At 56.5% G+C, this 26,651-nt stretch carries 24 protein-coding genes; 11 read left to right on the top strand and 13 right to left on the bottom strand.

The features are described 5' to 3' along the window. Positions 1-9: 9 nt before the first annotated feature. Both SPI6313_RS05280 and SPI6313_RS05275 read right to left on the bottom strand, forming a co-directional pair. Positions 10-792: an SDR family NAD(P)-dependent oxidoreductase gene (locus SPI6313_RS05280; protein ID WP_072620058.1), complete on the bottom strand. Its 783-nt coding sequence runs from the start codon at positions 790-792 to the stop codon at positions 10-12. Between the two features lie 80 nt (positions 793-872). Next, the gene (locus tag SPI6313_RS05275) at positions 873-1,145 is read right to left on the bottom strand and encodes a hypothetical protein (protein WP_072620057.1); all 273 of its coding nucleotides are present in this window, start codon (positions 1,143-1,145) and stop codon (positions 873-875) included. A 181-nt stretch (positions 1,146-1,326) separates the two neighbouring features. Here SPI6313_RS05275 and SPI6313_RS05270 point away from each other — a divergent pair, with 181 nt between their 5' ends. Continuing rightward, positions 1,327-3,375 carry an NAD(P)/FAD-dependent oxidoreductase gene (locus tag SPI6313_RS05270; RefSeq protein WP_072620056.1) on the top strand — a complete coding sequence of 683 codons (2,049 nt, stop codon included), beginning with the start codon at positions 1,327-1,329 and terminating at the stop codon, positions 3,373-3,375. Between the two features lie 7 nt (positions 3,376-3,382). Here SPI6313_RS05270 and SPI6313_RS05265 read toward each other — a convergent pair whose 3' ends face one another. The 3 genes from SPI6313_RS05265 to efp form a co-directional block, all read right to left on the bottom strand. After that, complete coding sequence (locus SPI6313_RS05265) at positions 3,383-3,781, bottom strand: ArsR/SmtB family transcription factor (RefSeq protein ID WP_072620055.1); 399 nt, start codon at positions 3,779-3,781, stop codon at positions 3,383-3,385. Between the two features lie 126 nt (positions 3,782-3,907). Further along, on the bottom strand, positions 3,908-4,396 hold the full coding sequence (gene accB, locus SPI6313_RS05260) for an acetyl-CoA carboxylase biotin carboxyl carrier protein (RefSeq protein ID WP_072620054.1): 489 nt from the start codon (positions 4,394-4,396) through the stop codon (positions 3,908-3,910). Positions 4,397-4,510: 114 nt separating this feature from the next. After that, positions 4,511-5,071: an elongation factor P gene (gene efp / locus SPI6313_RS05255; protein ID WP_072620053.1), complete on the bottom strand. Its 561-nt coding sequence runs from the start codon at positions 5,069-5,071 to the stop codon at positions 4,511-4,513. A 170-nt stretch (positions 5,072-5,241) separates the two neighbouring features. Here efp and SPI6313_RS05250 point away from each other — a divergent pair, with 170 nt between their 5' ends. The 5 genes from SPI6313_RS05250 (at position 5,242) to SPI6313_RS05230 (ending at position 11,844) form a co-directional block, all read left to right on the top strand. Then, on the top strand, positions 5,242-6,357 hold the full coding sequence (locus tag SPI6313_RS05250; protein WP_072623008.1) for a peptidylprolyl isomerase: 1,116 nt from the start codon (positions 5,242-5,244) through the stop codon (positions 6,355-6,357). A gap of 85 nt (positions 6,358-6,442) precedes the next feature. Further along, positions 6,443-7,429: a thiamine-phosphate kinase gene (gene thiL / locus SPI6313_RS05245; RefSeq protein ID WP_072620052.1), complete on the top strand. Its 987-nt coding sequence runs from the start codon at positions 6,443-6,445 to the stop codon at positions 7,427-7,429. Positions 7,430-7,594: 165 nt separating this feature from the next. Further along, entirely contained in the window at positions 7,595-10,171 is a 2,577-nt protein-coding gene (gyrA, locus tag SPI6313_RS05240) for a DNA topoisomerase (ATP-hydrolyzing) subunit A (RefSeq protein ID WP_072620051.1), read from the top strand. A 121-nt stretch (positions 10,172-10,292) separates the two neighbouring features. Next, entirely contained in the window at positions 10,293-10,700 is a 408-nt protein-coding gene (locus SPI6313_RS05235; RefSeq protein WP_072620050.1) for a hypothetical protein, read from the top strand. 247 nt (positions 10,701-10,947) lie between these two features. After that, entirely contained in the window at positions 10,948-11,844 is an 897-nt protein-coding gene (locus tag SPI6313_RS05230; protein ID WP_072620049.1) for a helix-turn-helix domain-containing protein, read from the top strand. Here the strand turns inward: SPI6313_RS05230 and SPI6313_RS22755 are convergent. The 5 genes from SPI6313_RS22755 to lspA all read right to left on the bottom strand — a co-directional run bounded on the left by SPI6313_RS22755 (position 11,774) and on the right by lspA (position 17,649). Next, on the bottom strand, positions 11,774-12,100 hold the full coding sequence (locus SPI6313_RS22755; RefSeq protein WP_139276544.1) for a hypothetical protein: 327 nt from the start codon (positions 12,098-12,100) through the stop codon (positions 11,774-11,776). The genes SPI6313_RS05230 and SPI6313_RS22755 overlap by 71 nt on opposite strands. Before the next feature lie 324 nt (positions 12,101-12,424). Further along, positions 12,425-13,129: a DUF4230 domain-containing protein gene (locus SPI6313_RS05225; protein ID WP_072620048.1), complete on the bottom strand. Its 705-nt coding sequence runs from the start codon at positions 13,127-13,129 to the stop codon at positions 12,425-12,427. A 99-nt stretch (positions 13,130-13,228) separates the two neighbouring features. Then, positions 13,229-14,878, bottom strand: coding sequence for an NAD+ synthase (locus tag SPI6313_RS05220; protein WP_072620047.1), 1,650 nt, complete (start codon positions 14,876-14,878; stop codon positions 13,229-13,231). A 69-nt stretch (positions 14,879-14,947) separates the two neighbouring features. Next, complete coding sequence (locus tag SPI6313_RS05215; protein ID WP_072620046.1) at positions 14,948-17,164, bottom strand: transglycosylase domain-containing protein; 2,217 nt, start codon at positions 17,162-17,164, stop codon at positions 14,948-14,950. Next, a complete protein-coding gene (gene lspA, locus SPI6313_RS05210) occupies positions 17,161-17,649 on the bottom strand; it encodes a signal peptidase II (protein ID WP_175551076.1) in 489 nt (162 codons plus the stop codon). The genes SPI6313_RS05215 and lspA overlap by 4 nt, the downstream gene beginning before the upstream one ends. Here lspA and SPI6313_RS05205 point away from each other — a divergent pair. Continuing rightward, complete coding sequence (locus tag SPI6313_RS05205) at positions 17,635-17,832, top strand: hypothetical protein (protein ID WP_072620045.1); 198 nt, start codon at positions 17,635-17,637, stop codon at positions 17,830-17,832. The two genes, lspA and SPI6313_RS05205, sit on opposite strands and share 15 nt — an antisense overlap. Positions 17,833-17,961: 129 nt before the next feature. After that, a complete protein-coding gene (locus SPI6313_RS05200; RefSeq protein ID WP_072620044.1) occupies positions 17,962-19,155 on the top strand; it encodes a BMP family ABC transporter substrate-binding protein in 1,194 nt (397 codons plus the stop codon). A 172-nt stretch (positions 19,156-19,327) separates the two neighbouring features. Here SPI6313_RS05200 and SPI6313_RS23365 read toward each other — a convergent pair whose 3' ends face one another. The 3 genes from SPI6313_RS23365 to SPI6313_RS05185 form a co-directional block, all read right to left on the bottom strand. Then, entirely contained in the window at positions 19,328-20,971 is a 1,644-nt protein-coding gene (locus SPI6313_RS23365) for a hypothetical protein (RefSeq protein WP_072620043.1), read from the bottom strand. Positions 20,972-21,229: 258 nt separating this feature from the next. Further along, positions 21,230-22,717 (bottom strand): M16 family metallopeptidase, encoded by a 1,488-nt coding sequence (locus tag SPI6313_RS05190; RefSeq protein WP_072620042.1) that lies wholly within the window; start codon positions 22,715-22,717, stop codon positions 21,230-21,232. A gap of 36 nt (positions 22,718-22,753) precedes the next feature. Then, positions 22,754-24,310, bottom strand: coding sequence for a M16 family metallopeptidase (locus SPI6313_RS05185; RefSeq protein ID WP_084668901.1), 1,557 nt, complete (start codon positions 24,308-24,310; stop codon positions 22,754-22,756). Positions 24,311-24,529: 219 nt separating this feature from the next. Between SPI6313_RS05185 and hslO the strand changes: the two genes are divergently transcribed. From hslO to SPI6313_RS05175, 3 genes are read left to right on the top strand one after another with little or no spacing between them, the layout of a single operon-like run. Beyond that, on the top strand, positions 24,530-25,426 hold the full coding sequence (gene hslO, locus SPI6313_RS05180) for an Hsp33 family molecular chaperone HslO (RefSeq protein ID WP_072620041.1): 897 nt from the start codon (positions 24,530-24,532) through the stop codon (positions 25,424-25,426). 34 nt (positions 25,427-25,460) lie between these two features. Further along, positions 25,461-25,610: a hypothetical protein gene (locus tag SPI6313_RS23360; RefSeq protein WP_175551075.1), complete on the top strand. Its 150-nt coding sequence runs from the start codon at positions 25,461-25,463 to the stop codon at positions 25,608-25,610. A gap of 3 nt (positions 25,611-25,613) precedes the next feature. Beyond that, on the top strand, positions 25,614-26,549 hold the full coding sequence (locus tag SPI6313_RS05175) for a putative 2-dehydropantoate 2-reductase (protein ID WP_072620040.1): 936 nt from the start codon (positions 25,614-25,616) through the stop codon (positions 26,547-26,549). Positions 26,550-26,651: the final 102 nt, after the last annotated feature.

Here is a 26,651-nt window from a genome sequence, read left to right as displayed (position 1 = left end):
CCACCAAGGTTACGGGCGATCGGCGGGGGGGCTTGGGGGGTGAGGCAGGAGGAAAGCAGCGATCGCGCCCGTCCAACGGCGCGGCAGCAAGGCAGTGATGGCCGCCATCAGGCGATGTTTCCAACCGGGAATCGCCACCGTCTGCCCCGCAAATAAAGCTTGATAGCCCCATTGCGCCATCGTCGTCAGCGCCGACTCACGCTCTAGATCATCGGAGGCAGTGGATTGATCCCACCGTTGCGGGCAGAAGACGGTCACCGTCACCCCTGTACCCTGCAATTCAGCCGCCAACGCTTGGGAAAACGCGAGGATATAGGCCTGGGTCGCCTCATACACCGCCCGCCAGGACTCCGGCTGAAACGCCGCCAACGATGCCACATTGAGAATCTTTCCCGTCCCACGTCGCAACATCCCCGGCAGCAACACCTTCGTTAACTGGGTCAACGCCACCATATTGACCTGCATTAACTGCCATTCCGCCGTTGCATCCGTTGTCACAAACTGACCCCATGCCCCGCGCTCTGATGTGTTCACTAAAATTTGCACCTCGATGCCGGTTTGTTGAAGCTGCGCGGCGATCGTATCCGGGGCGTTGGGATGGGACAGGTCATGGAGCAAAATTTTCACCGAGGCCTGAAATTCCATGGTGAGCTGTTCTGCGAGGGGGTGGATGGGGGCAGCCGTGCGCGAGATCAACACAAGATCGTAGCCATGGCGGGCAAAAACATGGGCAAAGGCTGCCCCAAAGTCGCTGGCTGCACCGGTAATTAAGGCGGTGGGTTTCCCGTTCACAATGGTGTTTTCTGCGGTGGATCAATTCAGCCCATCAGGGGCGGGACCCCCAAACCCCAAACGATGCTGCTCAGGACAATTTAAGCCCGTCTCGGATCATGGCGGGGCGTTTCAGCCTGTTCTGGCCATGTTTGCCAGGCTTGGGTGAGGACTTCGCTCAACCATTGCCGTTGTTTGGGGTTGAGAAGCTGATGATCGGTGAGGATATCCGATTGGATTTGATCGACGCTTTTGCCTTGGGCGCGGTAGATTTCCACGACTCCTGCGATCGCCGCCGCCACCATCTCTTCATCAATCGGCTGTTTTTGAAACGCACGAATTTCTTCGGGGCTTCGTGGGATAGGATAATTCATAGCCAATGTTCACCCGTTGCATACTAAAGATTAGGAAACTTATCGAATCTTAAGATAGTTTATTAAACTATCTTAAGTATGCGCTGAATGTAACTCAGCACACAACAGTCAAATCTTAAGTATTGCTTCCCCTTTATATAAAGCCGTCCTAAAGGACGGGTTTCAGACCCCCTTTTTTTTGATGAACGAACTGCTCTACATCGAAATCCCCACTCCTGACCTCGCTTGCGTGGTGACATGGCTGCAAACCCAATGGCAGCCCCCCTACGGTGAGCGTGTGGTTGTGCCGGGTGGTGTGCAGGTGCAGTTCCCGGAGCGGCCCGGTCAGGTGTTAGCGATCGCCCTCTGGTCGCTGCAACGCACCACCTATCTCAAGCTGTTTCGGTGGAGCGATCGCCCCCTCCCCCACGAACGCGACATTCAAGACCATCTCAGCCAAAATCTCCCCCAGGCATTTCCCCTCACCTATCCGGCTCCTCCTGCCCTAGATCTCACACAGACCGACATCTTCACCGCCCTCGCCCCCCACTACCCCAAAACGGTGAACTATTTCCAGAAAATGCCCCAGGGGGAACGAGATTTACAGCGAGCCTACTGGTGGGAAACCCGCTGGCGCGAGAGTGTTAAACATCCTCAAACCCCGCGCTCGGTGGTGTTTCAACAGTCCACCCCCCTCGCCACAAATCTAGACTATGACCTCATCTATATCGGCGGCGCGTTGGGGGTGATTCATGCAGCGGTGATGGCCCAGCGGGGATATCGGGTCTTGTTGATTGAACGGCTTGCCTTTGGACGGATGAATCGGGAATGGAATATTTCGCGGGACGAGTTTCAGCAGTTGATTGAGTTGGGGCTGTTCACTACCGAGGAGTTTGAAAGCCTGATCGCCCGCGAATATCAGGACGGATTTAACAAGTTTTTCGACGGCAATAATCCCCCCCATTTAAAAGCCAAGGTACTCCACACCCCCACCGTCCTGAACATTGCCATCGATTCGGAACGGTTGCTGCGTCTGTGTGGGGAAAAGTTCCGGCAGGCGGGGGGCGAGATTTGGGATGAAACAGAATTTACCCGCGTCGATGTGGCAACTGATGGGGTACAGGTACAAATGACTCACCGCCCGACGGGGCGCGATCGCAACGCCACCGCCCGCCTCGTGGTCGATGCGATGGGAACCGCCTCCCCGATCGCCTGGCAACTCAACGGTGGCCGCACCTTTGATAGTGTTTGCCCCACCGTGGGAGCGGTGCTGTCGGGAATCAGCAAAGAGGTGTGGAACCCCGATTTTGGGGATGTGTTAAATTCCCACGGGGATATTTCGCGGGGGCGGCAGTTGATTTGGGAATTGTTCCCCGTGGAAGGGGATGATTTGACCGTGTACCTCTTCCACTACCATCAAGTGCATCCTGAGAATCCTGGTTCACTGCTGGAAATGTACGAGGACTTTTTCACGATTTTGCCAGAATATCGCCGCTGCGACCTGGATGCCTTGGAGTGGAAGAAGCCGACGTTTGGGTATATTCCGGGGCATTTTTCCGTGGGGGGGAGCGATCGCACCGTTGCCATTGATCGCATTGTGGCGATCGGGGATGCCGCCTCGTTACAATCGCCCCTCGTCTTTACCGGCTTCGGCTCCCTCGTGCGCAACCTTGGCCGCCTCACCACCTTGCTCGATACCGCCCTCCAGCATGACCTCCTAGCCGCAAAACACCTCAACACGATTCGCGCCTACCAGAGCAATACCGCCGTCACTTGGCTCTTCTCCAAAGGAATGATGGTTCCCACGGGCAAAACCCTACCCCCCCAACGGGTGAATGCGATGCTGAACACCTTTTTTGGTCTCCTCGCCGAGGAACCGCCAGAGGTTGCCGATACCTTCATTAAGGATCGGTTTGGGTGGTGGACGTTTAATCGCTTGGCATTGAAGGCGGCGGTGATGAATCCTCGCCTTGTGCCCTGGATTTGGGAGCAGGCCGGAACGCGGGACTTTATCCGCTGGATCGGGAGTTATCTCTGGTTTGCGGTGGAATCGTTGCTCGCCTGGTGTTTGCGGGGCTGGTTTCCGGGCTGGTTGGTGCGATCGCAATCTTGGCTCGAATCCCGCTATCCGGCCCTCTGGCTCCATTGCCTCAGCCTTAGCCTCCGGATCAAGGGCGGTTTTGAGCGATCGCCCCACATCACCCCCCTCCCGAAACACCCGCCAACCCGACAGCAGGTTTCGGTGGGTTAATCATCCCTCAATCCGAGGGATGCAGGGGACGGGACAGGCTGTTAGGCACGATCGCCGGCGGAGTGAGACTAAAATCGCGGAACTGTCGGGCTTGCTTTTCGATGCGAGCCGCCAGACGGTTACAGACTAAATTACACAGGTCATAAATCAGCGGATCTTCGACGCGATAGTAGGCGGAGGTTCCGGCGCTGCGGCGACTGAGAATCCCAGCTTGGAGCATCACTTTCAGATGTTTGGAAACATTGGCTTGGCTCGTCTGCGTGGCTTCGACCAATTCTTGCACACACATCTCGCCGTCTCGAAGCAGATTCAAAAGTTTCAAGCGCATCGGTTCACTAAGTACGCTGAAGTACTCAGCGAGTTGCTGAACCACTTCCTGCGAGACAGGCTTCGGTGTGAGGTGCATGGGAGGTTCACGGAAAGTTGTGATCCCAAAATAGTAGCAGCCTCATCCCCTGATCACAATATGTGAAGCTACCCTTGATCGGAATTGTCGTGAGGTGGAATGGGGAGCGGCTCACCGCTGGGGGGATTAACCGGGGTTAACGCGCATCAGCGGCTGGCCAAATTCCACGGGTTCACCGTTTTCGACGAGGATTTCCATGATTTGCCCGGAGATTTCCACGTCAATCTCGTTCATGAGTTTCATCGCTTCGATAATGCACACGGTTTGCCCGGTTGTGACGCGATCGCCCATATTCACAAACGGTGCTTCATCGGGAGCCGGAGCGCGATAGAACGTCCCCACCATGGGTGAGGTGATATCCACCCATTTCGGATCACTGGTGGGGGCGGGGGCGGTATCGGCCACCGGAGCAGCAGCGGGAGCAGCGGGAGGGGTAGCCGCCACGGGGACAGGGGCAACGGCCGGCGCAGCGGGAGCGGACGTAAGGGGCATCACGGCACCGTGACCTTTTTTGACGGTGAGTTCAAAGGCCTCGCTTTTGAGGCTGAGTTCTGTGATATCGGTGGGCGCGATCGCCGCTAATAGTTCACGAATTTCTTGGAAGTCTATAGACACCGGCAGTCTTGTCCTCAAAGCGAATAAATCAAAGGATGTGAAAGAAGAGGGTGACGTTGCCTGACGATGCCAAATGTTCAGTCTTCACCGCTAGACTCCGTGCTACCCACCGTGTTAGTTGTCGCGACCGAGATAGCTATCGGTGCGGGTGTCAATCTTAATCTTTTCTCCGATCGAAAGGAAGAGCGGCACCATCACTTGGGCTCCCGTTTCCACAATGGCAGGTTTTGTGCCCCCTGTGGCGGTGTCGCCTTTGACACCGGGATCAGTCTCCGTGATTTCGAGCACCACGGAGTTGGGCAGTTCCACTTCGAGCACCTGCGTTTCCCAGGTGACGATGTTCACTTCCATCTCTTCTTTGAGATATTTGACGCGATCGCCCACCTTGTCCGGGCTAATTCGCATTTCCTCAAAGGTTTCCATATCCATAAACACCAAGTCTTCACCTTCTTTATAGGTGTGTTGCATGGTGCGTTTTTCGAGAATGGCTTGGGGAACCGTCTCACCAGCCCGAAAGGTACGTTCCACCACACTGCCAGATTGCACATTTTTAAGCTTTGTCCGGACAAATGCTGACCCTTTCCCCGGTTTCACATGGAGAAATTCGACGACACGCCACACAGAGCCATCTAAATTGATCGTTACGCCAGTTCTAAAGTCATTACTCGAAATCATGGAGTTATTTTAAGAGACCGAGACAATTCGCCCTCCATTGTACCCCCGTTAGGGTTCCCTCCTGGCAGGAATCCCCTTTTACTTCGCGAGGGCTGAACAGCAGATTCAGGGAGGGTGAAACTTATGGGAAGATGAAAAAGGTTCACTGGAATATTGTGTCTTTATTTTTTATGTTATCTTTACGTTCTCCTGTTCGGCAGATGGTGCAAGCCTGGCTCAAACGTGCTTGGCTTGTCTTGGCTGTGGGCGCGATCGCCCTCCTCACGACCGCCACCGTTGCCCCCGCAGCCCACGCTGGTCTCGCCCAAGGCAACGCCATCACCGACCCCCAAGCGATCCTCCGCTACGCCCTCCCCATCGATAATCCAGAAATTCGCCAACTCCAAACCAGCTTAGAATCCATTTCCGAAGGACTCCGGAGCAAGCGCTGGAGCCTCGTGAATCGGGACATTAAATCCGCATCCCGGAGCTTGACCTTTGGGGATGACGCGATTTTGGCCAGTGTGGGGAGCGATCGCACCGCCACCGCCCAAGACCTCCTCGCCGAACTGCGCGACGAAGTGGAAACCCTCCGCACCGCCGCCGACGATCGCGACAAAAACACCGTCTGGGAAACACGCCGCCAAGCCCTCGCCCATGTGGGTGCGCTTGAAGCCCTGATGGTGGACGGTTTCCCCTTTGAAATTCCCGACGACTACGCCCACCTGCCCCAACTGAAAGGCCGCGCCACCGTCGAACTCGAAACCACCCAAGGAACCCTCACCGTGATCGTCGATGGCTACAGTGCCCCGATCAACGCCGGGAACTTTGTTGATCTCGTCCAGCGCGGTTTCTACGACGGCCTGCCCTTCTTCCAAAACCAAGACTACATCATTCAAACCGGCGACCCGGACGGCCCCGAAGTGGGCTTTGTTGACCCCAAAACCAAAGAATATCGCGCCATTCCCCTCGAAATTCTCGTTAAGGGTGACAACGAACCGATTTACGAATTCACCCTCGAAGAAATTGGGCTGTACCTCGCCGATCTCGCCCTACCCTTTAACGCCTACGGTGCAATGGCCTTGGCCCGTCCGAGCGATGACCCCAATGGCGGTTCGTCGCAATTTTTCTTCTTCCTCTTTGACAGTGAACTCACGCCCCCCGGCTTCAATGTCTTGGATGGTCGCTATACCGTTTTCGGCTATCTCGTGGACGGCAAAGCGGTGCTCCAAGCCCTCCAAGATGGCGATGTGATTAAATCGGCTCGCGTTGTCGATGGCCTTGATCATTTCAGCGCGGCACAATAGTGCAGCGATCCCAGCCAAAGCATCATGACCTCCCAACACCAGGCCATGATCATCATGGCCTGATGCTGTTTTGAGGCGTTAACCCATGACCACAACGATCGCAGACCTCGGCGAACATCAACTCCTGCAACGCCTGCACGCCTTTTGTCCGGCGGCGGTGATTGGGGATGATGGGGCGGTGTTGGATATGGCGGCAGGGCAGCGGTTGGTGGTGACCACGGATGTCCTAGTTGATGGGGTGCATTTTAGCGACAAAACCACGCCCCCGGATGCGGTGGGGTGGCGATCGCTTGCGGCCAATTTATCCGACCTCGCCGCCATGGGCGCGACCCCCATCGGGTTTACCGTCGGGTTGAGCCTGCCCCCAACGACGCGCCTGGATTGGATTGAAGCCCTTTACACCGGCCTGAAACACTGCGGGGATCAGTACCACGCGCCGATGGTGGGCGGGGATGTGACGCGATCGCCCACCCCCACGATCGCGATCACGGCCTTTGGTCAGGTGGCCCCGGAACGAGTGATCCCACGGCGGGGCGCAGAGGTGGGCGATCGCATTCTCGTTACCGGCCACCACGGCAACGCCCGCGCTGGGTTAGAATTGCTCCTCAATCCTGACGAGATGGGCGGCGAGTACAGCGATCGCGCCCCCTTGATCCGCGCCCACCACTACCCCCGCCCCCGCCTCGATTGTCTCCCTATCCTGGCAAACTATCCCCGGATCAGCGGCATGGATAGCAGCGATGGCCTTGCCGATGGGGTGCTGCAACTCTGCGCCCTGGAGGGGGTGGGGGCCAGATTAGACACCTTGCCCATTGATCCGGTGTTACGCACCGTTGCGGGGGACGATCGCGCCCGTGAATGGTCTTTGTATGGCGGGGAAGATTTTGAACTGGTGTTAATTGTGCCGCCGGAGGATGCGATCGCCCTCCTCGCGGCCCTCGGCCCCACCGCGCAGATCATCGGCACGATCCACGCCGATCCGATAGTGCAGGTGTGCGATCGCGCCCCGTTCCTCACCCTCAACCCCGCCCAACGCTTTCAACACTTCACCCCCACCGCCAACGAGCCTTAACCGGGATTTCCGGTAATGCCAAAATCGCCCAAAGCCACGCCCCATCTATGATAGAATGGGTAAGCTTCATTGTCTTAATCGCCAGTTTTCTCTGGAAACGGAAGAGCGGCGATCGCTGCTTGTTCCGTCTACCTTTAAACGTTCGACCGAAACGGAGTTTTTTCTATGGCTGCCCCTGAACAGCGGATTTTGCCGACCGATCTACGCAACGAGATGTCGCGATCCTACCTAGAGTACGCCATGAGCGTGATTGTGGGGCGGGCGCTCCCCGATGCCAGAGACGGACTCAAACCCGTTCACCGTCGAATTCTCTACGCGATGTATGAACTGGGCTTAACCCCCGATCGCCCCTTCCGGAAATGCGCCCGTGTCGTCGGGGAAGTGCTCGGTAAATATCACCCCCACGGGGATACCGCCGTCTACGATGCCCTCGTGCGCATGGCCCAAGACTTTTCGATGCGCGAACCGCTGATCCAGGGTCACGGGAACTTCGGCTCGGTGGACAATGACCCCCCAGCGGCGATGCGCTACACCGAATCCCGCCTCCACACCCTGACGGTGAATTCCCTGCTGCGGGATATCGAAGCGGAAACCGTCGATTTTGCCGACAACTTCGATGGTTCCCAACAGGAGCCGGTGGTGCTGCCGTCGCGGATTCCACAACTGCTCCTGAATGGGTCGTCCGGGATTGCTGTCGGCATGGCCACCAATATTCCACCCCATAACCTGGGGGAAATTATCGATGGCATGGTGGCACTGATCCACAATCCAGAGCTACCGATTCAGGATCTGTGCAAAATCATCAAAGGCCCCGATTTCCCCACGGGGGGGCAAATTCTCGGCTACAGCGGTATTCAGGATGCCTACTTGACCGGGCGCGGCTCGATTACGATGCAGGGGGTGGCCCACATTGACTTGATCGAACAGCCGGGACGGCCCGATCGCGAGGCGATTATTGTGACCGCGTTGCCCTACCAAACCAATAAGGCGGCCTTGATTGAGAAGATCGCCGATCTGGTGAACGATAAAAAAATTGACGGCATTTCCGATATTCGCGACGAGAGCGATCGCGACGGAATGCGGATTGTGATTGAACTCAAACGGGATGCGATCGCCCGCGTCGTTCTCAATAACCTCTACAAACAAACCCCGATTCGCAACAACTTCGGCGCGAATATGTTGGCGATCGTCAACGGCGACCCCCAACTGCTCAACCTCAAACGCTTCCTCGAAGTCTTCCTCGACTTCCGCATTGAAACCATCCAACGCCGTACCCAATACAAACTCCGCAAAGCCCAAGAACGGGATCACATCCTCCAAGGGTTCTTAATCGCCCTGGGGGAAAACCTCGATCGCATCATCCAAACCATCCGCCACGCCGCCGACACCGCCAGCGCCAAAGAGGATTTAATGGCCGGGTTTGGTCTGTCCTTGCTGCAAGCCGATGCAATTTTACAAATGCAGTTGCGCCGGTTGACCGCCCTCGAAGCGGACAAAATCCAAGCCGAGCACGAAGAATTACTGCTGACGATCACCGATTTGCAGGATATTTTGGCGCGACGGGAGCGGATCAACGAAATCATTGTTGAAGAAGCCGAGCAAATTAAGGCCACCCACGCCACGCCCCGCCGCACGGAAATCCTCGCCTCGGAAGGGGATCTCGACGAAACCGACCTGATCGCCAACGAAGCGGTGCTGATCCTGTTGACGGAACAGGGCTACATCAAACGGATGCCGGTGAATACCTTTGAGGCGCAACACCGGGCCACCCGTGGCCGAGCCGGGGCGAAGATTAAAGATAACGATGCGGTGGAGCATTTCCTCACCTGTTGCGACCATAATGTGGTGCTGTTTTTCAGCGATCGCGGCGTCGTCTACTCGATCAACGCCTACAAAATCCCCACCGCCTCCCGCCAAGCTCGTGGCGTGCCCATCGTCCAGATGCTCCCCATCCCCCGCGACGAAAAAATCACCTCGATTATCGCCGTCAGCGAGTTCACCGATGATGAATATTTGGTAATGCTCACCCGCACCGGCTTTATCAAAAAAACCGCCCTCTCCGCCTTTGCTAACATTCGCACCAATGGCCTGATCGCCATCTCCCTGGCTGAGGGGGATCAACTGCGCTGGGTGCGTCTCACGAAATCCACCGACAGCATTATCATCGGGTCACGGCAGGGGATGGCGATTCATTTCCGCGCCGATGATACCCAGTTGCGTCCCCTGGGCCGGGCGACGCGGGGGGTAAAATCGATGAAGCTGCGGTCGGGGGATGAGTTGATCGGGATGGATATTCTCCCCAGTCAGATTATTGCCGATTTGGCCGTCAGTGAAGGCGACGAGGAGGACGACACCACCGCCGCCAGCGAGGAAGTCCTCGCAGATATTGGTGACGGGCCGTGGGTGTTGGCGGTGACGGCCCAGGGGTACGGCAAACGGATTCCGGTGGATCAATTCCGGCTGCAAAAGCGGGCGGGCTTGGGCCTGCGGGCGATTAAGTTCCGTGTCAAAAAGGATGAATTGGTGGCCCTGGGTGTGGTCAATCAGGGCGACGAACTGATGCTGATTACCCATCGCGGCATTATTATTCGCCAGGTGGTGGATGCGATTTCGCCTCAGTCGCGGGCAGCGACGGGGGTACGGGTGCAGCGGTTGGATCAAGAGGATGCGATCGCTGCTGTGGCCCTGGTTCCCCCCAGTGAAGACGGGGAGGACGGCGAGGCAGAAGACCTCGAATCCTAATCAAAAAAAAAAGACCGAGGGCCAGAAAATCGGCCGCAAACTCGCTATATTTAGAGTGTCTAGTCTAGACTTTTAGGCTGGATACGCTGAATATAGTGTTTTTGTTATTTTTTAAGAATTCATGAGTGCCTTACCTGTTCCCGATTTTGAGCTTCACAGCCCCCAAGCGTTGGCCGATTTAATTGCAACGGCGGAAACGTGGCGTGAAGTGGAGCAGCTAATGGCCCAATATCAAGACTGGAAAACGGAAACCTGGCAACTTTTAACGGACGCTCAACAGGATCACCTGCGGTTACTCCAAAAATGGCAGGATCACCCCATTGCCCAAAAATTCCCACCGGGGGCGATCGTACAGCGCCTTGATGATGCCCATGGTTTAACGGGCGAGGTGCAGACCTATTGGCAAGCCTACGGGGAAGATTATGTCACATTCAGGGTGGGCCCAGATGTGGATTGGTGTCGGGCGAGTAATTTAAAGCGGATTCCGGTGGCCCTAGACGCAGCCTCTTCAGCGCGTCGATCTGCCTAAAATTGCGGGACATAATCCGCTAATCGACGGAACATTAGCCACAATGTTCCGTCAATTCCCTGATATTTTCACCAAGCTCAAGAAATAATCCGGACTCAAATGGGGATGATCTGAACAGAGAAACAGTATCGGACAGGTCAAATTAGATGGGTCATTGGGTTCTGTGACCGATGGGCGCGATCGCACCCTTGAGAAACGAGCCGACCGTTGTATCCTGTTCCTCCTGCCCTCATTGAGAATCACCCCTATGGAATTTCCGAAAACGGGTTTAAGCGCACCTGTCTCTGCGTCAATATCGAGTGAAATTGAAGATCAATTAACCCAAGGCCAAATTTACCAGGGTGCATTAACCGGACTCCAGCATCTCACCGGAGAACGCCCGGAGGTGATCCAGACGTTACTCCGCGCCCTCAATCGTGAAGCAATCCAAACCACGCTCCAGTATATTGCTCAGATCGAGGACTGTGCGCCCTTACCTGCGATCGCCCCGGCCAGCCCTTCCCCCCGCACCAAACTCGCCCCCGTCGGATCGCCCGCATCCCCCCCAACAGATCAGCCCCCACAAGACCCAATTGACCAAAAACACCAGGAATATCGCCAAATGGGGCAGCAGATCAAACAGATCCGCCAACGCCGCCGCCTCACCCAGGGCGAGCTAGCCAGTCGAACCCTCGTACCGGTCATTCACATTCAAGCCCTCGAAGCGGGTCAATTGGAAAAATTGCCCGAAGATGTCTATTTACGCGGCTTTCTGCGCCGCCTTGGACAAGCCCTTGATCTCCACGAGTTAGCCAGTCTGACGATGAATGACCCGAAATCGGAAAACCTCATTCCATCGTGGTACAACCCAAGCCTCAACACCAAACCATTGCTGTCCAGCGAAGCTCCGTTGACGGTGTATGCGGCCTACATTGCCTGTATTACCGGGATTATCGGAGGCTATGGCTGGGTGGCAGCGGGGCTAGATGCCAGTGTCTTTGATTCCTTTTTTGCCACGATCGCGCCGCCGGAGCAGCCGACCCTGTGGCAATCGTCCCAGGACGACACTGCAACACCGCCACCCCAGCCGCAAATCACTCCTCCGAGCAGCATTGTGGCTCCTGTCTCATCAACAACTCAAACCACACCCCCATCCACTCAATAGGCATCGCTGTGGGGTTATGAAGCGGCACAGGACAGACGAGACTCCCGTGGCGATCGCAGGTCAGGGGCGGCGCATAGCCTTGCTCCAGGAGCAGGGCTTGGGTCGGTTCATCGAGGCCACAAAAGGAAACTTGGGTGGTCGAAAGGCGATATTGGCGCTTGGAGTCGGAACAGACAATCACTAGGTCATAGCAACACAAGATTTTTAAATGATTCAGATCTAGAACGGGGGGGCGTTTCGGTAGGGGGGATGTCATCACAACCAACCTCTGAAGGACTGCACCTATTGTCTGAGGAAAAACCGCTCAACGCCTTGATATACGTGGGCTTGAGCGGTGATTTTTTTGGGGTCTAGGCGTGATTGCAGGGGTGAGGATGGTGCGATAGGGATCGAAGCGATCGCGTGATAATACTGACCTGTTGGTGTGATTTCGATCAACCGATGGGGGATGCTCAGGGGGATGATCGAAATCAAAGGGTGAGGATGCGACCCCCAAAGAACCGCCTCAAAAGACCCATGCTCAACCGTAGCATGGGTCTTTTAGGGATGTTACCCCCCAGAGACGAACGGGTGATTTTGATCACGAGGAGGGGGACGGTTGGGGCGATAGATCGCAGGTTTGGGGAGCGGCGGTTTGGACGTTCACCTCTGTATAACCGGAGAGGGTGAGGAGTTGCGCGATCGCTGCTTCGGCGCGATCGCTGGCTTGGTCGAGGATGCCTTGGTCGCAGGCGGCGGCGGTAATGCGGGCGAGGGTTTCTCGTTGGGCGCGACTTTGGAGGTCGGGAGCCACATCGGGGCCGAGGTTGAGGAAGCCGCGATCGTAGTCGTAGACCTGCGATCGCTCCACATCAATGGCCCGGTCTAAAATTTCCGGAGCAGGCAGGCGCACCGTTAGGGCATTCCCCTGGATCGTCACATCTTCCGGCTGCAATTGGCTTAAATCAATCCCCGCCCGCACCGTGCCATGGGCGATGTAGAGTAGTTTCGTCGTGCCCACCGTCAGCCCCGCCCATTCTCGACTCTGGGCCGCGGGCACGATGGTTTCGAGGCTGTAGATCGCTGTGGTGAGTTCGCTGGCTTGGCGAATTTGGGTGACGATTAACGAGGTAACATCCACCTGAGCTTCGGAGGTGGTGATCCGTAACCCTTGGCCGAGGCGTTGCAACCAGGCCCCGCCCGTCCGCACCGTATCGACGGTGACGAGGACAGCGATCGCCACGGCGGTTCCCGTTACAAACGGTAAGGCTTTACCCAAGCGGGTCATCAAGGCGGTGAGACGCATAGCAGTGAGCCAGTATGGAGCAATTGGGGAACTGAGCAAGAGGGAGCGATCGCCTTCCCTCATCCCTCGCCCTCTCTCGACTATAACAACCCGGCTCGATTACCCATGCCGGCAGGCGATGGGCATTCGCCAACCCGTACCAAAGGCGCGATCGGTCATTTTCAGGCCCGGTGGGGCTTGGCGGCGTTTGAATTCGGCGCGGGTAACGAGGCGCACGACGGTTTCCACCACGGCGGGATCATGGCCGGCGGCGATGATGTTGGCGATCGCGTCATGGTTTTCCACATACCGCGCCAAAATATCGTCCAAAACATCGTAGGGGGGGAGGGAATCTTGATCCACTTGGCCGGGTTTGAGTTCGGCGCTGGGGGGTTTGGTGAGGATGTTAGGGGGGATCAGGTCGCGATCGCGGTTGAGCCAATGGCAGAGTTTAAACACTTGGGTTTTGGGCACATCGGCAATCACGGCCAAACCGCCGTTCATGTCGCCGTAGAGGGTGCAATAGCCCACAGCCATTTCCGATTTATTCCCCGTGGAGAGGAGGAGATGGCCAAATTTATTAGCGATCGCCATCAACACATTGCCCCGAATCCGAGACTGTAAATTTTCCTCCGCCACCCCAAATTCCGTACCGGCAAAGAGGGGATCGAGCAGTTGATCAAAGGCCGTCATGGCCGATTGAATCGCGATCGTTTGGTGTTCAATGCCGAGATTTTCCGCGAGGGCGATCGCATCAGTGAGGGAATGATCGGAACTGTAGGGGGACGGCATCAACACCCCCAGGACATTTTCTGGGCCCAGGGCTGCGGCCGCGATCGCCGCCACCAACGCCGAATCAATCCCCCCACTCAAGCCCAACACCACCCGCGCAAACCCACATTTGCGCACGTAGTCCCGCACCCCCAACACCAACGCCCCCCAGAGTTCCGCCGCCGGTTCGAGACGGGGCGCGATCGGGCGGGGCGTGGGAGGTGTAAGGTCGGTCAGCATGAGCAGATCCGGGGCAAAGGCCGCCGCTCGATAGAGGATTTGGCCGGTCGCATCCACCCCCACACTCTGGCCATCAAACACCAGATCATCATTGCCCCCCACCTGATTCACATAGAAAATCGGCACGCTAAACCGTTGGGCGGCGTGGCTGAGCATCGCTTCCCGCACCGACTGCACCCCCACCCGGTAGGGCGAGGCTGACAAATTGACGATCAAATCCACTCCCCATGCCGCCAGTTCTGCGATTGGGTCGCTGGCGTAGAGGCGTTTCCCCCAAAACTGATCATCATTCCAAAGGTCTTCGCAGATCGTGACCCCAATCTTCAAGCCGTTGAGGGTGAAGAGGTTGGGTTTCAGACCGGGTTCAAAATAACGGTCTTCGTCAAATACATCATAGGTGGGTAATAGGCGTTTGGGAAAGAGACGCTGCACCGTGCCGCCGGAGACGAGGGCAATGCTGTTAAACAGGGGTTTTTGACCGGTGGTGGTGGCTTGGGCGTTGCGTTCGACGACCCCGATTAACACCGTGAGTTGGGGCGGGAGTTGTTGGGCGAGGGTTTGGACTTCGTGGTGCATGGCGGTGATGAACCCCGGTTTGAGGAGGAGATCGCGGGGGGGATAGCCACAGAGGGAGAGTTCAGGGGTGAGGAGGAGGTCTGCACCTTGGGCGATCGCGCCTTGGGCAGCGGTGAGAATTTGGCGGGCGTTGCCGCTGAGGTCGCCGATGGTGGGGTTGAGTTGAGCGATCGCAAGTTTCATGGCGATGGGAGTCTGGAGCAGGGGTTTGCTTTCAGCGTACCCGACGGGGGCGCGATCGCTGTCCCTGCCCTAGGGGACGATTTTGCCCATGTAGTCGCGCCAGAGTTGGGCGGCATTGCTGCTGCTGCCACGGGTGGGGCTGTTGTCATCGTTGCCGAGCCAGATACCGGTGGTGAGGTTACGGCCGGGGACATAGCCGATAAACCAGAGGTCAACGGCGTTATCTGTGGTGCCGGTTTTCCCCGCTTCGCCGTAGCCGATCGCGGCTCGACTCCCCGTACCGCCTTGGATCACGCCCTGGAGGAAGGTGGTTAAGGTTTGGGCGATGGGGGTGCTAATGGCTTGCCGCTGGCCGGTGCGGTCTTGGCTCGCATCGTAGATGACGCGGCAGGTTTGGGGATCGTTGGGATCAACGCAATCGCCGCTATCGAGAACGCGGGTGATGGCGTGGGGGCGGTTCCATTGGCCATTGTTGGCGATCGCTCCATAGGCCCCCGTCATTTCCAAAACATTCGTTTCACTTTCCCCCAACACCAACCCCGGCGACGATCGCAACTCGGACTGAATCCCCAACCGCCGCGCCATCGCAATCAACCCATCGAGGCCCACATCCTGCGCCACCCGAATCGCCACCGCATTTTCCGATTGCGCCATGCCCCGATACATATTAATCGCGCCGCTGCTCCGTTCACAGCCCCGATAGCGTTGCCCCTGCCAGGTGACCGGACTGCAATCATAGGCCTTTCCCGCTGAGATGCCTTGATCCAAAGCGGCAGCATAGGCAAAGAGTTTAAAGGTGGAGCCGGGTTGACGTTGGGCGGACGTGGCGCGGTTAAACTGGCTGGCGGCGAAGTCTAGCCCCCCGACAAGGGCGAGAATTGTTCCGGTGCTGCTGTCGAGGGTGACGATCGCACCTTGGCTAAACCCGACGCGGCCCCCGCTTTGTTCAACGGCGGTTGTTAAGGCGGCTTCGGCAGCTTCTTGCTTATCAATGTCGAGGCCCGTTTCAACGATGAAGTTACCTTCCCGGGCCAGGCTCTCCCCCAGGCGTTCGCGGAGTTCGGTGAAGATGTAGCTGTAGAAATAGGGGGCGATCGTATTGCTGAGGGTTTCCTCCGCCGTGGGGCTGACTTCAATGCGCGATCGCCGCGCCTGGTTCGCTTCGTCTTGGGAAATCATCCCCATTTGCGCCATCCGTTCGATGATGCGATCGCGCAACTGCACCGCCGTATCGTAATCCTGCACCGGGTTATAGGCATTGGGAGCCGGGAGAATCGCCACGAGGGAAGCCGCTTCGACCAGGGTTAAATCCGCCGCCGACTTATCAAAATAAAACTGCGCCGCATCCTCAAACCCATAACTCCCCACCCCTAAATACACCCGGTTTAAATAGGTGCGCAGCAATTCATCTTTGCTGTAAAAGGTTTCGAGCTTGAGGGCGACGATCGCTTCGCGAATTTTGCGCCCCGCCGTATTGTCCCGCCCCACATAGTCCGGGTACAAACTCCGCGCCAACTGCTGCGTTACTGTACTCGCGCCCTGGGCGATGCCCTGCCGTTGCAGGTTGACAATCACCGCCCGCAGGATACCGAGGGGATCAACGCCCAAATGCCAGTAGTAGCGGCTATCTTCCGAGGCGATCACCGCATCGGGGAGATAGGGGGAAAAGTCCCGCAGGCGGTCGAGTTCTTGGTGCGATCGCGTCGGCAGTTGGCGCAGGGGGGTTTGATCGCGGGAATAAACCATCACCGGCCCTTCCACCCCCGACGGCAGCGGATAGACCGGAATTTTCGACCATTCCACCAAGATCCCCAACGTCACCAACCCCGTCAGCCCCCCCACCCCATAGAGGGCGTATTGCAGGCCGCGCACCCATTGCGGCGGCGGGTTGTGGTATTGCAACCGGACTCCGTTGGCCAATTCCGGCGGCCCCAGGGTCAACACATCCCCATGGCGCAACATCAGGGATTTCAGCCGCCGCCGCCCGATGTAGATGCCGTTGGTGGATTTTTCGTCTTTGAGGATGAACTGGCGGGGATGTTCCGGATCGCGGCTCAGGGAGAGGTGTAACTGGCTGACCACTGGATTGCGCACCACAATATCACTGGCGCGGGAACTACGGCCGAGGAGGTAGCGATCGCCCACCAACTGATGCACCGCCGCCTGTTCCTCCTCCGCCGTCTGCACCCAAAGCTCCGGCACCCGCGCCCCCGGCTTCAACGCCAAGGCCGTATTCACCTGTTGGACGAGTTGGGTGACAAATTGCGTCAGGGGATTCGTGCTCATAGGCGCGGCTGCTCGACAGGGGGACGAAACGACAGATAAAGCAGACAAATAATTCCTATATTAATGAAGACATCCGCCAGATTAAACACCGGAAAATTAATCCACCGAAAATCGAGAAAATCCACCACATGGCGATACAAAAAGCGGCAAATCCCGTTTCCCAACGCCCCCGACAGGATCAACCCATAGCCCACTTGTTCTAAGGTCGCCATTTTCGGCCCCCACCAGGCATAGGCCATCAGCCCCAAACTCACCAGCAACGACAACCACCGCAACCAATCCGCCCCCCCGGCAAACAGGCTAAAGGCCGCCCCGGTATTCACCACATAGGTAAAGTGAAAAATTCCCGGCATGAGGGGAATCGTCTCACCAATTTGCTGAAAATGGTGCATCACCCAATATTTTGTCACTTGATCCAATGCCAGCCCCAACAGTGCCATGAGCCAGAAGGCGCGGTGTTTGAGCAAAGAATGGCGAAGAGTCATGGCAGGAGAAAAAAGCGTGCGTTTTTTAGTATTACAGAAAAAGAGAGACGCGATCGCGCCTGCTTTGGTGTGATGCCCGCGTTGGGGTTAGGGGAAATGATCGCTCGGCTGCCCAAGGCGGGTGATAGTGTCAATGTCTATCGGGTCATCTCCGCTACGATTTTAGAGGCCAAACTGTGCTAATTCTGGTAGATCTTCCAGTCATCTAGGGTATGGCGTTGGGGCGTGATCTACCCCCCTGCCCAATTCCCAATTGCAACAATCAACAGCTTGATAGTAACCACTTGATCATCATTGAGGAGATTAGAATTGATGCAACCCCCAAAACAATTCCCGTTTTCACGCCGCCAAGTGCTGCGTGGTTTGCTGGCCACCACCGCCTTTGGCCTCACCGCTAAATTTGGTACTGGCTGCACCCCTGCTCAGGAGGGCGGTGATGAGGGTGATGAGGCGGCCAGTGGTGGCGGCAGCGAAGAGTTGGTGATTGGGTTTCTCTATGTGGGGCCCAAGGATGACTTTGGCTATAACCAAGCCCACGCAGAAGGGGCAGCGGCGATCGCAGAATTGCCCGGCGTGAAGATCGTCGAACAAGCCAGCGTCCCCGAAACCAGCGAAGTGGAAGAAGCGATGCGCAGCATGATCGAAATCGACGGCGCAACGGTGCTGTTTCCCACCTCCTTCGGCTACTTTGACCCCCACATTTTGAAACTAGCCGAAGAATTCCCCGACGTTCAATTCCTCCATGCTGGCGGTCTCTATACCGACGATATGCCCGACAACATCGGCAGCTATTTCGGCTACATCGACGAAGCCCAATATGTGGCGGGCATCGTGGCCGGCCTAACTACCGAAAGTAATAAACTCGGCTTTGTCGCCGCCAAACCCATCCCCCAAGTCTTGCGGAATATCAATGGGTTTACCCTCGGCGCGAAAAGCGTCAATCCTGACGTGACCACCCAGGTCATCTTTACCGGGGATTGGGCCGAGCCAGTGAAAGAAGCCGAAGCCGTTAACAGCATGGCCGACCAAGGAATTGATGTCGTCACCTGCCATGTGGACAGCCCGAAGGTGGTGATCGAAACCGCCGAACGGCGCGGTATGTATAGCAGTGGCTATCATGCCGACCAGTCAGCCCTCGCACCGGAAGGCTACCTCACCGGGGCGGAATGGGATTGGACTTCGATTTACACCCAATATGTGGAATGGCTCAAGGAGGGTAAAACCTTGATGAACGGCGACATTCCCCACATTGTCCGGGGGGGCTTGGAATCCGGATTCTGGAAGCTCTCCGACTTTGGCCCGGCTGTCAGTGATGAAGCCAAAGCCCAAGCCGAAGAAGTCAAGGCGATGTTTGCCGATAGTTCGATGGTGATTTATACCGGCGAAATCCAGGACAACACCGGCGAGGTGAAAATCCCGGCCGGGGAAGAGTTGGAGCAAACCGCCGTAGAACTAGAGACGATGGATTGGCTCGTCGAAGGTGTGGATGGCAGTGTCGAAGGCTAGCCTGATTTAACGAAACGGGCGAACAATCTATTCCACAAGACCAGGGTTGGTAAAGTCTTGATGGTTTTGTGGGATAGTTGTTTACCGTCAAAGTCTCTCCACCTCATCCCCAATTTATGCGCCATTCCCCACCCTCACAAGCTGCGATCGCATCATTCAGGATCGGGTGATATCACCATGCACGGTTTGAGAGGCCAAGGCGTTGGCGATTGGTATTACCGGGAACAGCAGCATCACCACCCGGCTCGACTGGAGTGGGATCAGGATCGGGATCAGGATCAGGATCGGGGTCAGGGTCAGGATCACCGCATTGGTGCGCGTTGCCGAGGTTGGAAATTCGGCAAATGGCATAGGCCCAGGCTTGTTGGGTACGGCGGAAATGTTCACCGAGCCATTCCCCTTTCGCTTCGGGGTCGTTTTCCACGACGGTTTCAAGTCCATCTTGGTAATGGTCTTGATCGAGGACTTGTTCCCCTTCTTCACGGGTTGGCTCATCGAGACTTTCCCCGTAGGTTTCGAGTTTGTCGGCTTTGTCCTTGGCATCTTGATAACGTTCGTTGGCTGCTTGAGCGTCTTGCCAGTCGAACGTATTGCGCCGCTGGGTGAGTTGGGTCGCGTTTTTGAGGGCGATCGCATCCCCTTGCACAAGATCCGCAAAGTCTGCGGCTCCCGTCGTCGGTGTGCCCACAAAAGTCCAGCCTTGATCGCGCACGGTCACCGTCTTGCCGGGGCGAATCAAGCGCACCGCCTTGAACCGATAAATCTTCATCTCTGGTTCCCCCGGCACAGGAATCGCGCCAATGGTCTCGTTGTAGTCCGTCTCGATTCGGTAGCCGTCGCCGTAGTCAATGGCGGTAATGCGATCGCGCTCATCCCGAACCACCGTCGCCGGTCGGGGTACTAACGCCTGCATCCGGGTGCGACGATAGCCCGACGGAAAATAGCGGACAAAATAGCCGTCCGGATGCAACGACCACCGCTGCGACGGAATCGTCCGACTGCCTTCGCCCGTGGGGGCAACACCGTCTAAGATTGCGATCGCTTCAAGCTCCTCATAGGCCGCATTGGATCGGCTCAACTGCTCCCGGAGTTCAGCCTTGGCATTGAGCACCCGCTGCACCGGATCGGGCAAATGTCCCAATAATTCGCGGCGCATCCCATCGGGAATCAGCCCCAACGCATCCCCATTAATCGTGTCAATTTCTGCCTCTGTCAACAGTTGCCGCGCCACTTGTTGCACCTCTGCGTCCATGTCACTCAAACGGGTTTGGGCAATAATTCCCCACAACAACACCTGCACCTGACGCTGGGAAATGTTGGGATGGTGAACGGTTTGGCGCAGAATTTTACGGATCATCTCCGCTCGTGGCCCCGCCAGTGGCGCATAGCCATAGCCATCGCCTCCGCCTGGGCCGTGGGTTCCCGGTTTCAAACAGTAACTTTCAAGCTGGATTGCATACAATCCCGGCGTGGCTAAATACGCGCCTCGATCGTTTTGGGGCAAGTTTTGCAGGGGTTGGGGTTCACCCCAGGCTTCTCCATCAAGGAGGGGAACTTCGCGGGTCACATCTGCGAGGCTCGTGGTCAGGGGCGGATCGCCAGCGAGGAGGTCATCTAAGCCGGGAATGGGGATTGTATCCGGTAGACCCGGCACATCCGGCACAATGTCGGGCAGGCCAAATTGAGCCAGGCGTGGCGTGGGTGAAACCGTTTGGGGTTTGAGGGTGCGATCGCTCGGTTGAGCCGCCATCCCGACTAAACCACTGGCCACAACGGTTAGCCCCACAATACTGAGGGTCTGGTGTAAGGAGTACATAATCTGCTCCGATGCTTGCATCAACGACAGTCCTAAGCGGGCGCAATGTTTCGATCGCCTCAATTAGAGTCGCTATCTATTCCCACCGTAACGCATGGATCTTGCTGACCCCAAGACGGGAGCGGTTGCACCGGGTTTGCATCGGGATAGATCGCAAGGATCGGCATCCTGGGGCAAAGATGGATCAAAAAAAATCTCTCTCAATCGGATTGGGAGAGAGATGCGGAAAAAATGTCGCCGGATGGCCCTTGAGGGGGGTTAAGAGTTTTGGGGTTGGGGGATGGTGATATCGACAGTTTGCACGGTTTCGCCGAGGGTGTCCAAGGGGGGATCAATGGCGGCCGAATTCCCGACAATTAACATCGTGAGTTGCTCCGGGTTGAGATGAGTTTGGGCGGCTTGGAGAATGTCCTGGGCCGTGGTACGTTTGACCGCGTCTTGGTAGCTGAAGATGAAGTCCATCGGGTAGCCATAATATTCGTACCGCATCAACCGAGAAATCAGTTGTGATGGGGATTGAAAATTAAACACAAAGGAATTCAAAATTGATTCTTTGGCGTAGGCGAGTTCCGGATCGGAAACGAGGGTGGTGCGAATGGTGTTGATTTCCGTTTGGAGGGCGGTAATAAAGGGGACAGTGGCATCAGAGCGGGTTTGACCCCCGGCAATGAACAGGCCCGGATAGTCATAGCGGGGACTCCAAAACCCATAGACGGAATAGGCGAGGCCTTGGCGCGATCGCACCTCATTAAACAACCGGCCCCCAAAACCATTTAACACGCCATTCATCACACTCAATGCCGGATAGTCGGGGTCGCTCAATTCGCCGCCCAAATGCCCCACGTAGATATAACTCTGGGTCAGTTGGGGCTGCTCGATAAAAAAGAGATTCCCCAGATTGACCTGCTCCACAGCGGGCAACTCCGGCAGACTAGCCATCGTTGCGGGCTGCCAATCCCCAAAGGCTGCGGCGATCTTCGCTTTCATCACCGCTGGGTCAAAATCCCCCACAATCCCCAGGAGCATCTGTTCCGGGCGGAACGATTGTTGATAGAACTGGATTAAATCAGCCCGCTCAATATTGTCGAGGTTGGTGTATTCAACGGTGCGGGCGTAGGGATGATCCGGGCCGTAGATGTGTTTGTCAAATTCCCGGCGAGCAATATCGTCAGGGTTATCGTTACGACGGGCGATCGCCCCTTGCCATTGTTGCTTTTCGAGGGCGAGTTTATCCTCTCGAAAGGCGGGATGCTGAAGCACTTCGGCGAACAGATCAAACACGGGTTCGAGGTCTTCACTGAGGCTGCTAAAACTGGCGCTGCCGGAGGAAGAATCAATCCCCGTTTCAATCGCAGCGGCCCGCTGTTCGAGAAATTCATTGATTTCATCGGGGCTATGCTCCGTCGTGCCACCGTTGCGCATGACGGCTCCGGTGATGCTCGCGAGGCCCACTTTATCGCTGGGTTCGAGGCGATCGCCTGTCCGGAACAGGGCCTGACCATCCACGAGGGGCAATTCATGGTCTTCAACAAGATAGACCACAATGCCATTGGGGAGGGTGTAGCGTTCATAGTCCGGCAGTTCCACCGCTCGCAGCGGTGGAAAATCCAGATCCGTATAATGTTGGGCCGTGGCAGCGGCCACCGTGGGAGCAGAGAGGACAACCATCAGCAGGGAACCGCAGACGAGGAGTAGTCGTTTCAGCCAAATCGCTTGCCGACCGAGAAAGAAAAATCGTTGACGCATAGTGAGAGTGTTCAATAATTGCTGGAGAACTAGGGCTTAGTTAGGGGTGTTTTGGTTGAGAATTTTCCCAATGGTTTTGTTTTCTGGGACAAAGGTTTCCTGGGCAATGCGTTGAATTTGGGCGGGGGTAACGGTGTCGATCGCATCTAGATAGCGGAACACATTGCGCCAATTGCCGGTTTTGCCGTCATATTCCGACAGCAGGCGCGACATCCCGCTGTTGGAATCGAGCGATCGCAACAATCCCGCCTTCGCCTGATTCTTCACCCGTTCCAACTCCTGGGCTGTCACCGGCTCCGTCCTTAACCGCTCAATCTCACCATGGAGCGCCGTCGCCACCGTTTCCACATCCTGGCCCGGAGCCGTCATCGCATAAAACAGCAACATATTCGGGTACTTATCCCCCGGAAAGCCGCCAAAGCCCGCCGCTGAGAGCGCAACCTGCTGCTCTTGCACCAGGGATTTATAGAGCCGCGACGTGCGACCATCACTCAAGATCGCCGCCATCAAGTCGTAGGCCATGCTATCGGGGTGCATCAAGTTGGGACGGTGATAGCCTTCGAGATACCAGGGTTCAGACTCCAGCTTGAGGGTGACGCTCCGAGGTTCCGTTTGGGGCGGTTCCACCACCGTCACTTCCGGGGCCTCCGGCCGGCTCGGATAGCGGCCAAAATAGGTTTGTGCCAACTGTTTGACCCGACGCGGCTGCACATCCCCGACGATCGCAATGGTCAAATTATTCGGCACATAATAGGTTTCAAAAAAGTCGTGGACATTTTGCCGCGTTAAATTGCGGATGTCTTCGTTGTAGCCAATCACCGGGCGGCCGTAGGGATGGACAGTATAGGCGGCATCGAGAAACGCCTCAACCATCTGACCCACCGGGGAATTGTCCGTGCGCCAGCGCCGCTCTTCGAGGATCACTTGCTGTTCTTTAAAAAATTCCCGAAACACCGGATCTAAAAATCGCTCTGATTCTAGGGACATCCACAATTCCAGCTTATTGGAGGGCAGGCTGTAGGTGTAGATCGTATAGTCCGCTGAGGTGGCCGCATTGAGACCCACGCCACCGGCCTGCTCCACAATTTGCCCAAATTGATTTTGGATCGCCAGTTCCCCCGCTTTCCCTTGCAGCGTCTCAAATTTAGCCTGGAGTGCTGCAACGGTTTGAGCGGGGGTGGTGTCGTCGCCTTGGGCCGCTTTGATCTCGGCATGGAGGCGATCCAGTTCATCGAGTAATTTCACTTCGGCAGCGTAGTCACGCGTGCCGATCTTCGTTGTGCCTTTGAAGGCCAAATGTTCTAAAAAGTGAGCCACGCCGGTTTGGCCGTCCGGCTCATCCACGCCCCCCACATCGGCATAGGTGGCGAAGGACACCACCGGGGCATCGTGCCGCTCAAGGACAATGAATTTTAAGCCATTGTCTAAGGTGAATTCGGTGATGTTGGCTTTCACCCGGTCGAGGTAGGGCTGCATTGAGGCGCTAGGGGTTTGGGCGGCGGCGCTGGTGGTGAAGAGACACCAGAGGAGCATCACCAAGCCCAGGCAGGTGGCAAGGGGTTGAATTCGAGGGTGCGATCGCATCACAGGCATAGGGGGACTTCTAAAACAATAGTCATCTCAAGGGCAAACCACTGCCCAACAGCAGCAATGGCATCATCCAGACAGAGATCATTCCTTTCAATAGTGCCTTAATTTTTTAGAAATCTGCCGCAACCTATCCCAAAAATCCGCCCGTCCATGCAGGGAAGACAGCAAAATTCGCTATGGTATTCCAAGGAAAACCACTCAATCACCGCAGTTCATCATTACATGGCAGACCAACTCATTCGCGCCACCGCCGCCGACGGAGGAATCCGCGCCGTGGGCGTGATTAGCACCCGTTTAACTGAAGACGCTCGTCAACGCCACACCCTGTCCTATGTCGCCACCGCCGCCCTCGGACGAGCCATGGCCTCCGGTTTACTCCTCGCCTCAAGCATGAAGCAGCCCGGCTCGCGGGTGAATTTACGGGTGCGCAGTGATGGCCCCCTGGGCGGTCTCCTCGTGGATGCGGGGCTAGACGGAAGCGTGCGGGGCTATGTGATTCACCCAGCGGTGGAAATTCCCCCTAATGCACGGGGTAAGTTGGATGTGGGGGGCGCGATCGGCAACGGCTTTCTCTACGTCGTGCGCGATGTGGGCTACGGCTACCCCTATTCCAGCACCGTGGAATTGGTATCGGGGGAAATTGGCGATGATGTGGCCCATTACCTCCTCACCTCAGAACAAACCCCATCGGCGTTATTAGTAGGGGTGTTTGTCGGGGCGGAGGGTGTGACGGCGGCGGGGGGGTTGCTGTTGCAAGTGCTGCCCAAGGTCGCCCGTGATGATTCTTTAGTAGAACTGCTCGAAAGTCGGATCGGAGCCATCCAAGGGTTTACCCCTCTATTGCAGGCTGGCAAAACCCTACCGGATATTTTGGACAGTCTACTCGGCGATCTCGGCCTCCAGATTTTCCCGGAAGTGCAGATGGTGCGCTACCAATGCGACTGCTCCTTTGATCGGGCCTTGGGGGCGTTGAAACTGTTCGGCGTGCCGGAACTCAAAGACATGATCGAAAAAGACAAAGGAGCCGAAGCCACCTGCCATTTTTGCGGTGAAGTGTATCAAGCCGATGTGGCGCATCTCAACCAACTGATCGCCGATTTAGAGACAGAGTTAGGCTAAGGTGAAGCGTTATTTAATCTAGGGGAATCATTGCATGGATAAGGGTAAAGTTCTCGCGATTATTACCGGTGCGATTTCGGTCATTCTGGCCGTGGGCTATTTGTTACTGGTGGAATTATTAGATCTGCGGGGAGAAATGATTCCAGCCCCGATGGATTTAGGGATGTTGTGGAGGATGGGGTAGACGATGACACGCTATGCTGTGGTGGGCACAGGGGCGATCGGCGGGTATTATGGCGGCCGGTTGCAGCGGGCGGGCCATGCGGTGCATTTTCTCGCCCGGAGTGATTATGACCATCTCCAAACCCAAGGCCTGCGGGTGGATTCGGTCTATGGCGATTTTCATCTGCCGACGGTGCAGGTGTATGATGACCCGATGCAGATGCCGCCCTGTGAGGTGGTGTTAATCGCCCTCAAAGCGACGCAAAATCAACAGCTAGCTAAGATCCTCCCGCCGTTATTGGCTCCAGATACAACAATTTTAGTGCTGCAAAATGGCCTTGGGGCTGAGGTGGAATTGGCGGCCCAATTTCCCCAAAATCCGATTGTGGGGGGGCTGTGTTTTATCTGTTCTAACAAGGTGGGGCCGGGGCATATTTGCCATTTGGACTATGAGAAAGTGGCGATCGCTCAATACGGCCCCGACTATACCCCCTGTGGGATCACACCAGAGCTAGAACATATCTATGGTGATTTTGACCACGCCGGGATTGAAATCGTCATGCAGCCGAGTTTGCTACAAAGTCGTTGGGAAAAGCTGGTGTGGAATATTCCCTATAACGGCCTGTCGGTGGTGTTGGATGCCCAAACCAATGTACTGATGGAGCATCCCCCGACACGCCAACTGGTGGAAGACTTGATGGATGAAGTAGCGATCGCCGCCGCCGCCTGTGATTGCAGGATTACCCCCAAATTTCAGCAACAAATGCTCGCCCACACGGAAGCAATGACCCCCTATCTGACGAGTATGAAACTGGATTACGAAGCGGGGCGACCCCTGGAAGTGGACGCGATCGTCGGCAATCCCCTCCGTTGGGCCACGGCACGGGGCGCGATCCTCCCGAAAATCGCGATGCTTTACCAACAATTGCAATTTTGCGATCAGCGCGATCGCCGCCTTTAAATTCCCCACAACGGCAAGCAGATGCCGTCCCCAGAGATCAAAACATCGGGTCTGATGGGGGAATATTACATCCTGACCCGGAGAGGTTTAATCCTGAATTCG

It is taken from the genome of Spirulina major PCC 6313, from assembly GCF_001890765.1.
GTDB classification, from domain to species: domain Bacteria; phylum Cyanobacteriota; class Cyanobacteriia; order Cyanobacteriales; family Spirulinaceae; genus Spirulina; species Spirulina major.
This window is presented reverse-complemented; position numbering and strand designations above follow the sequence as displayed.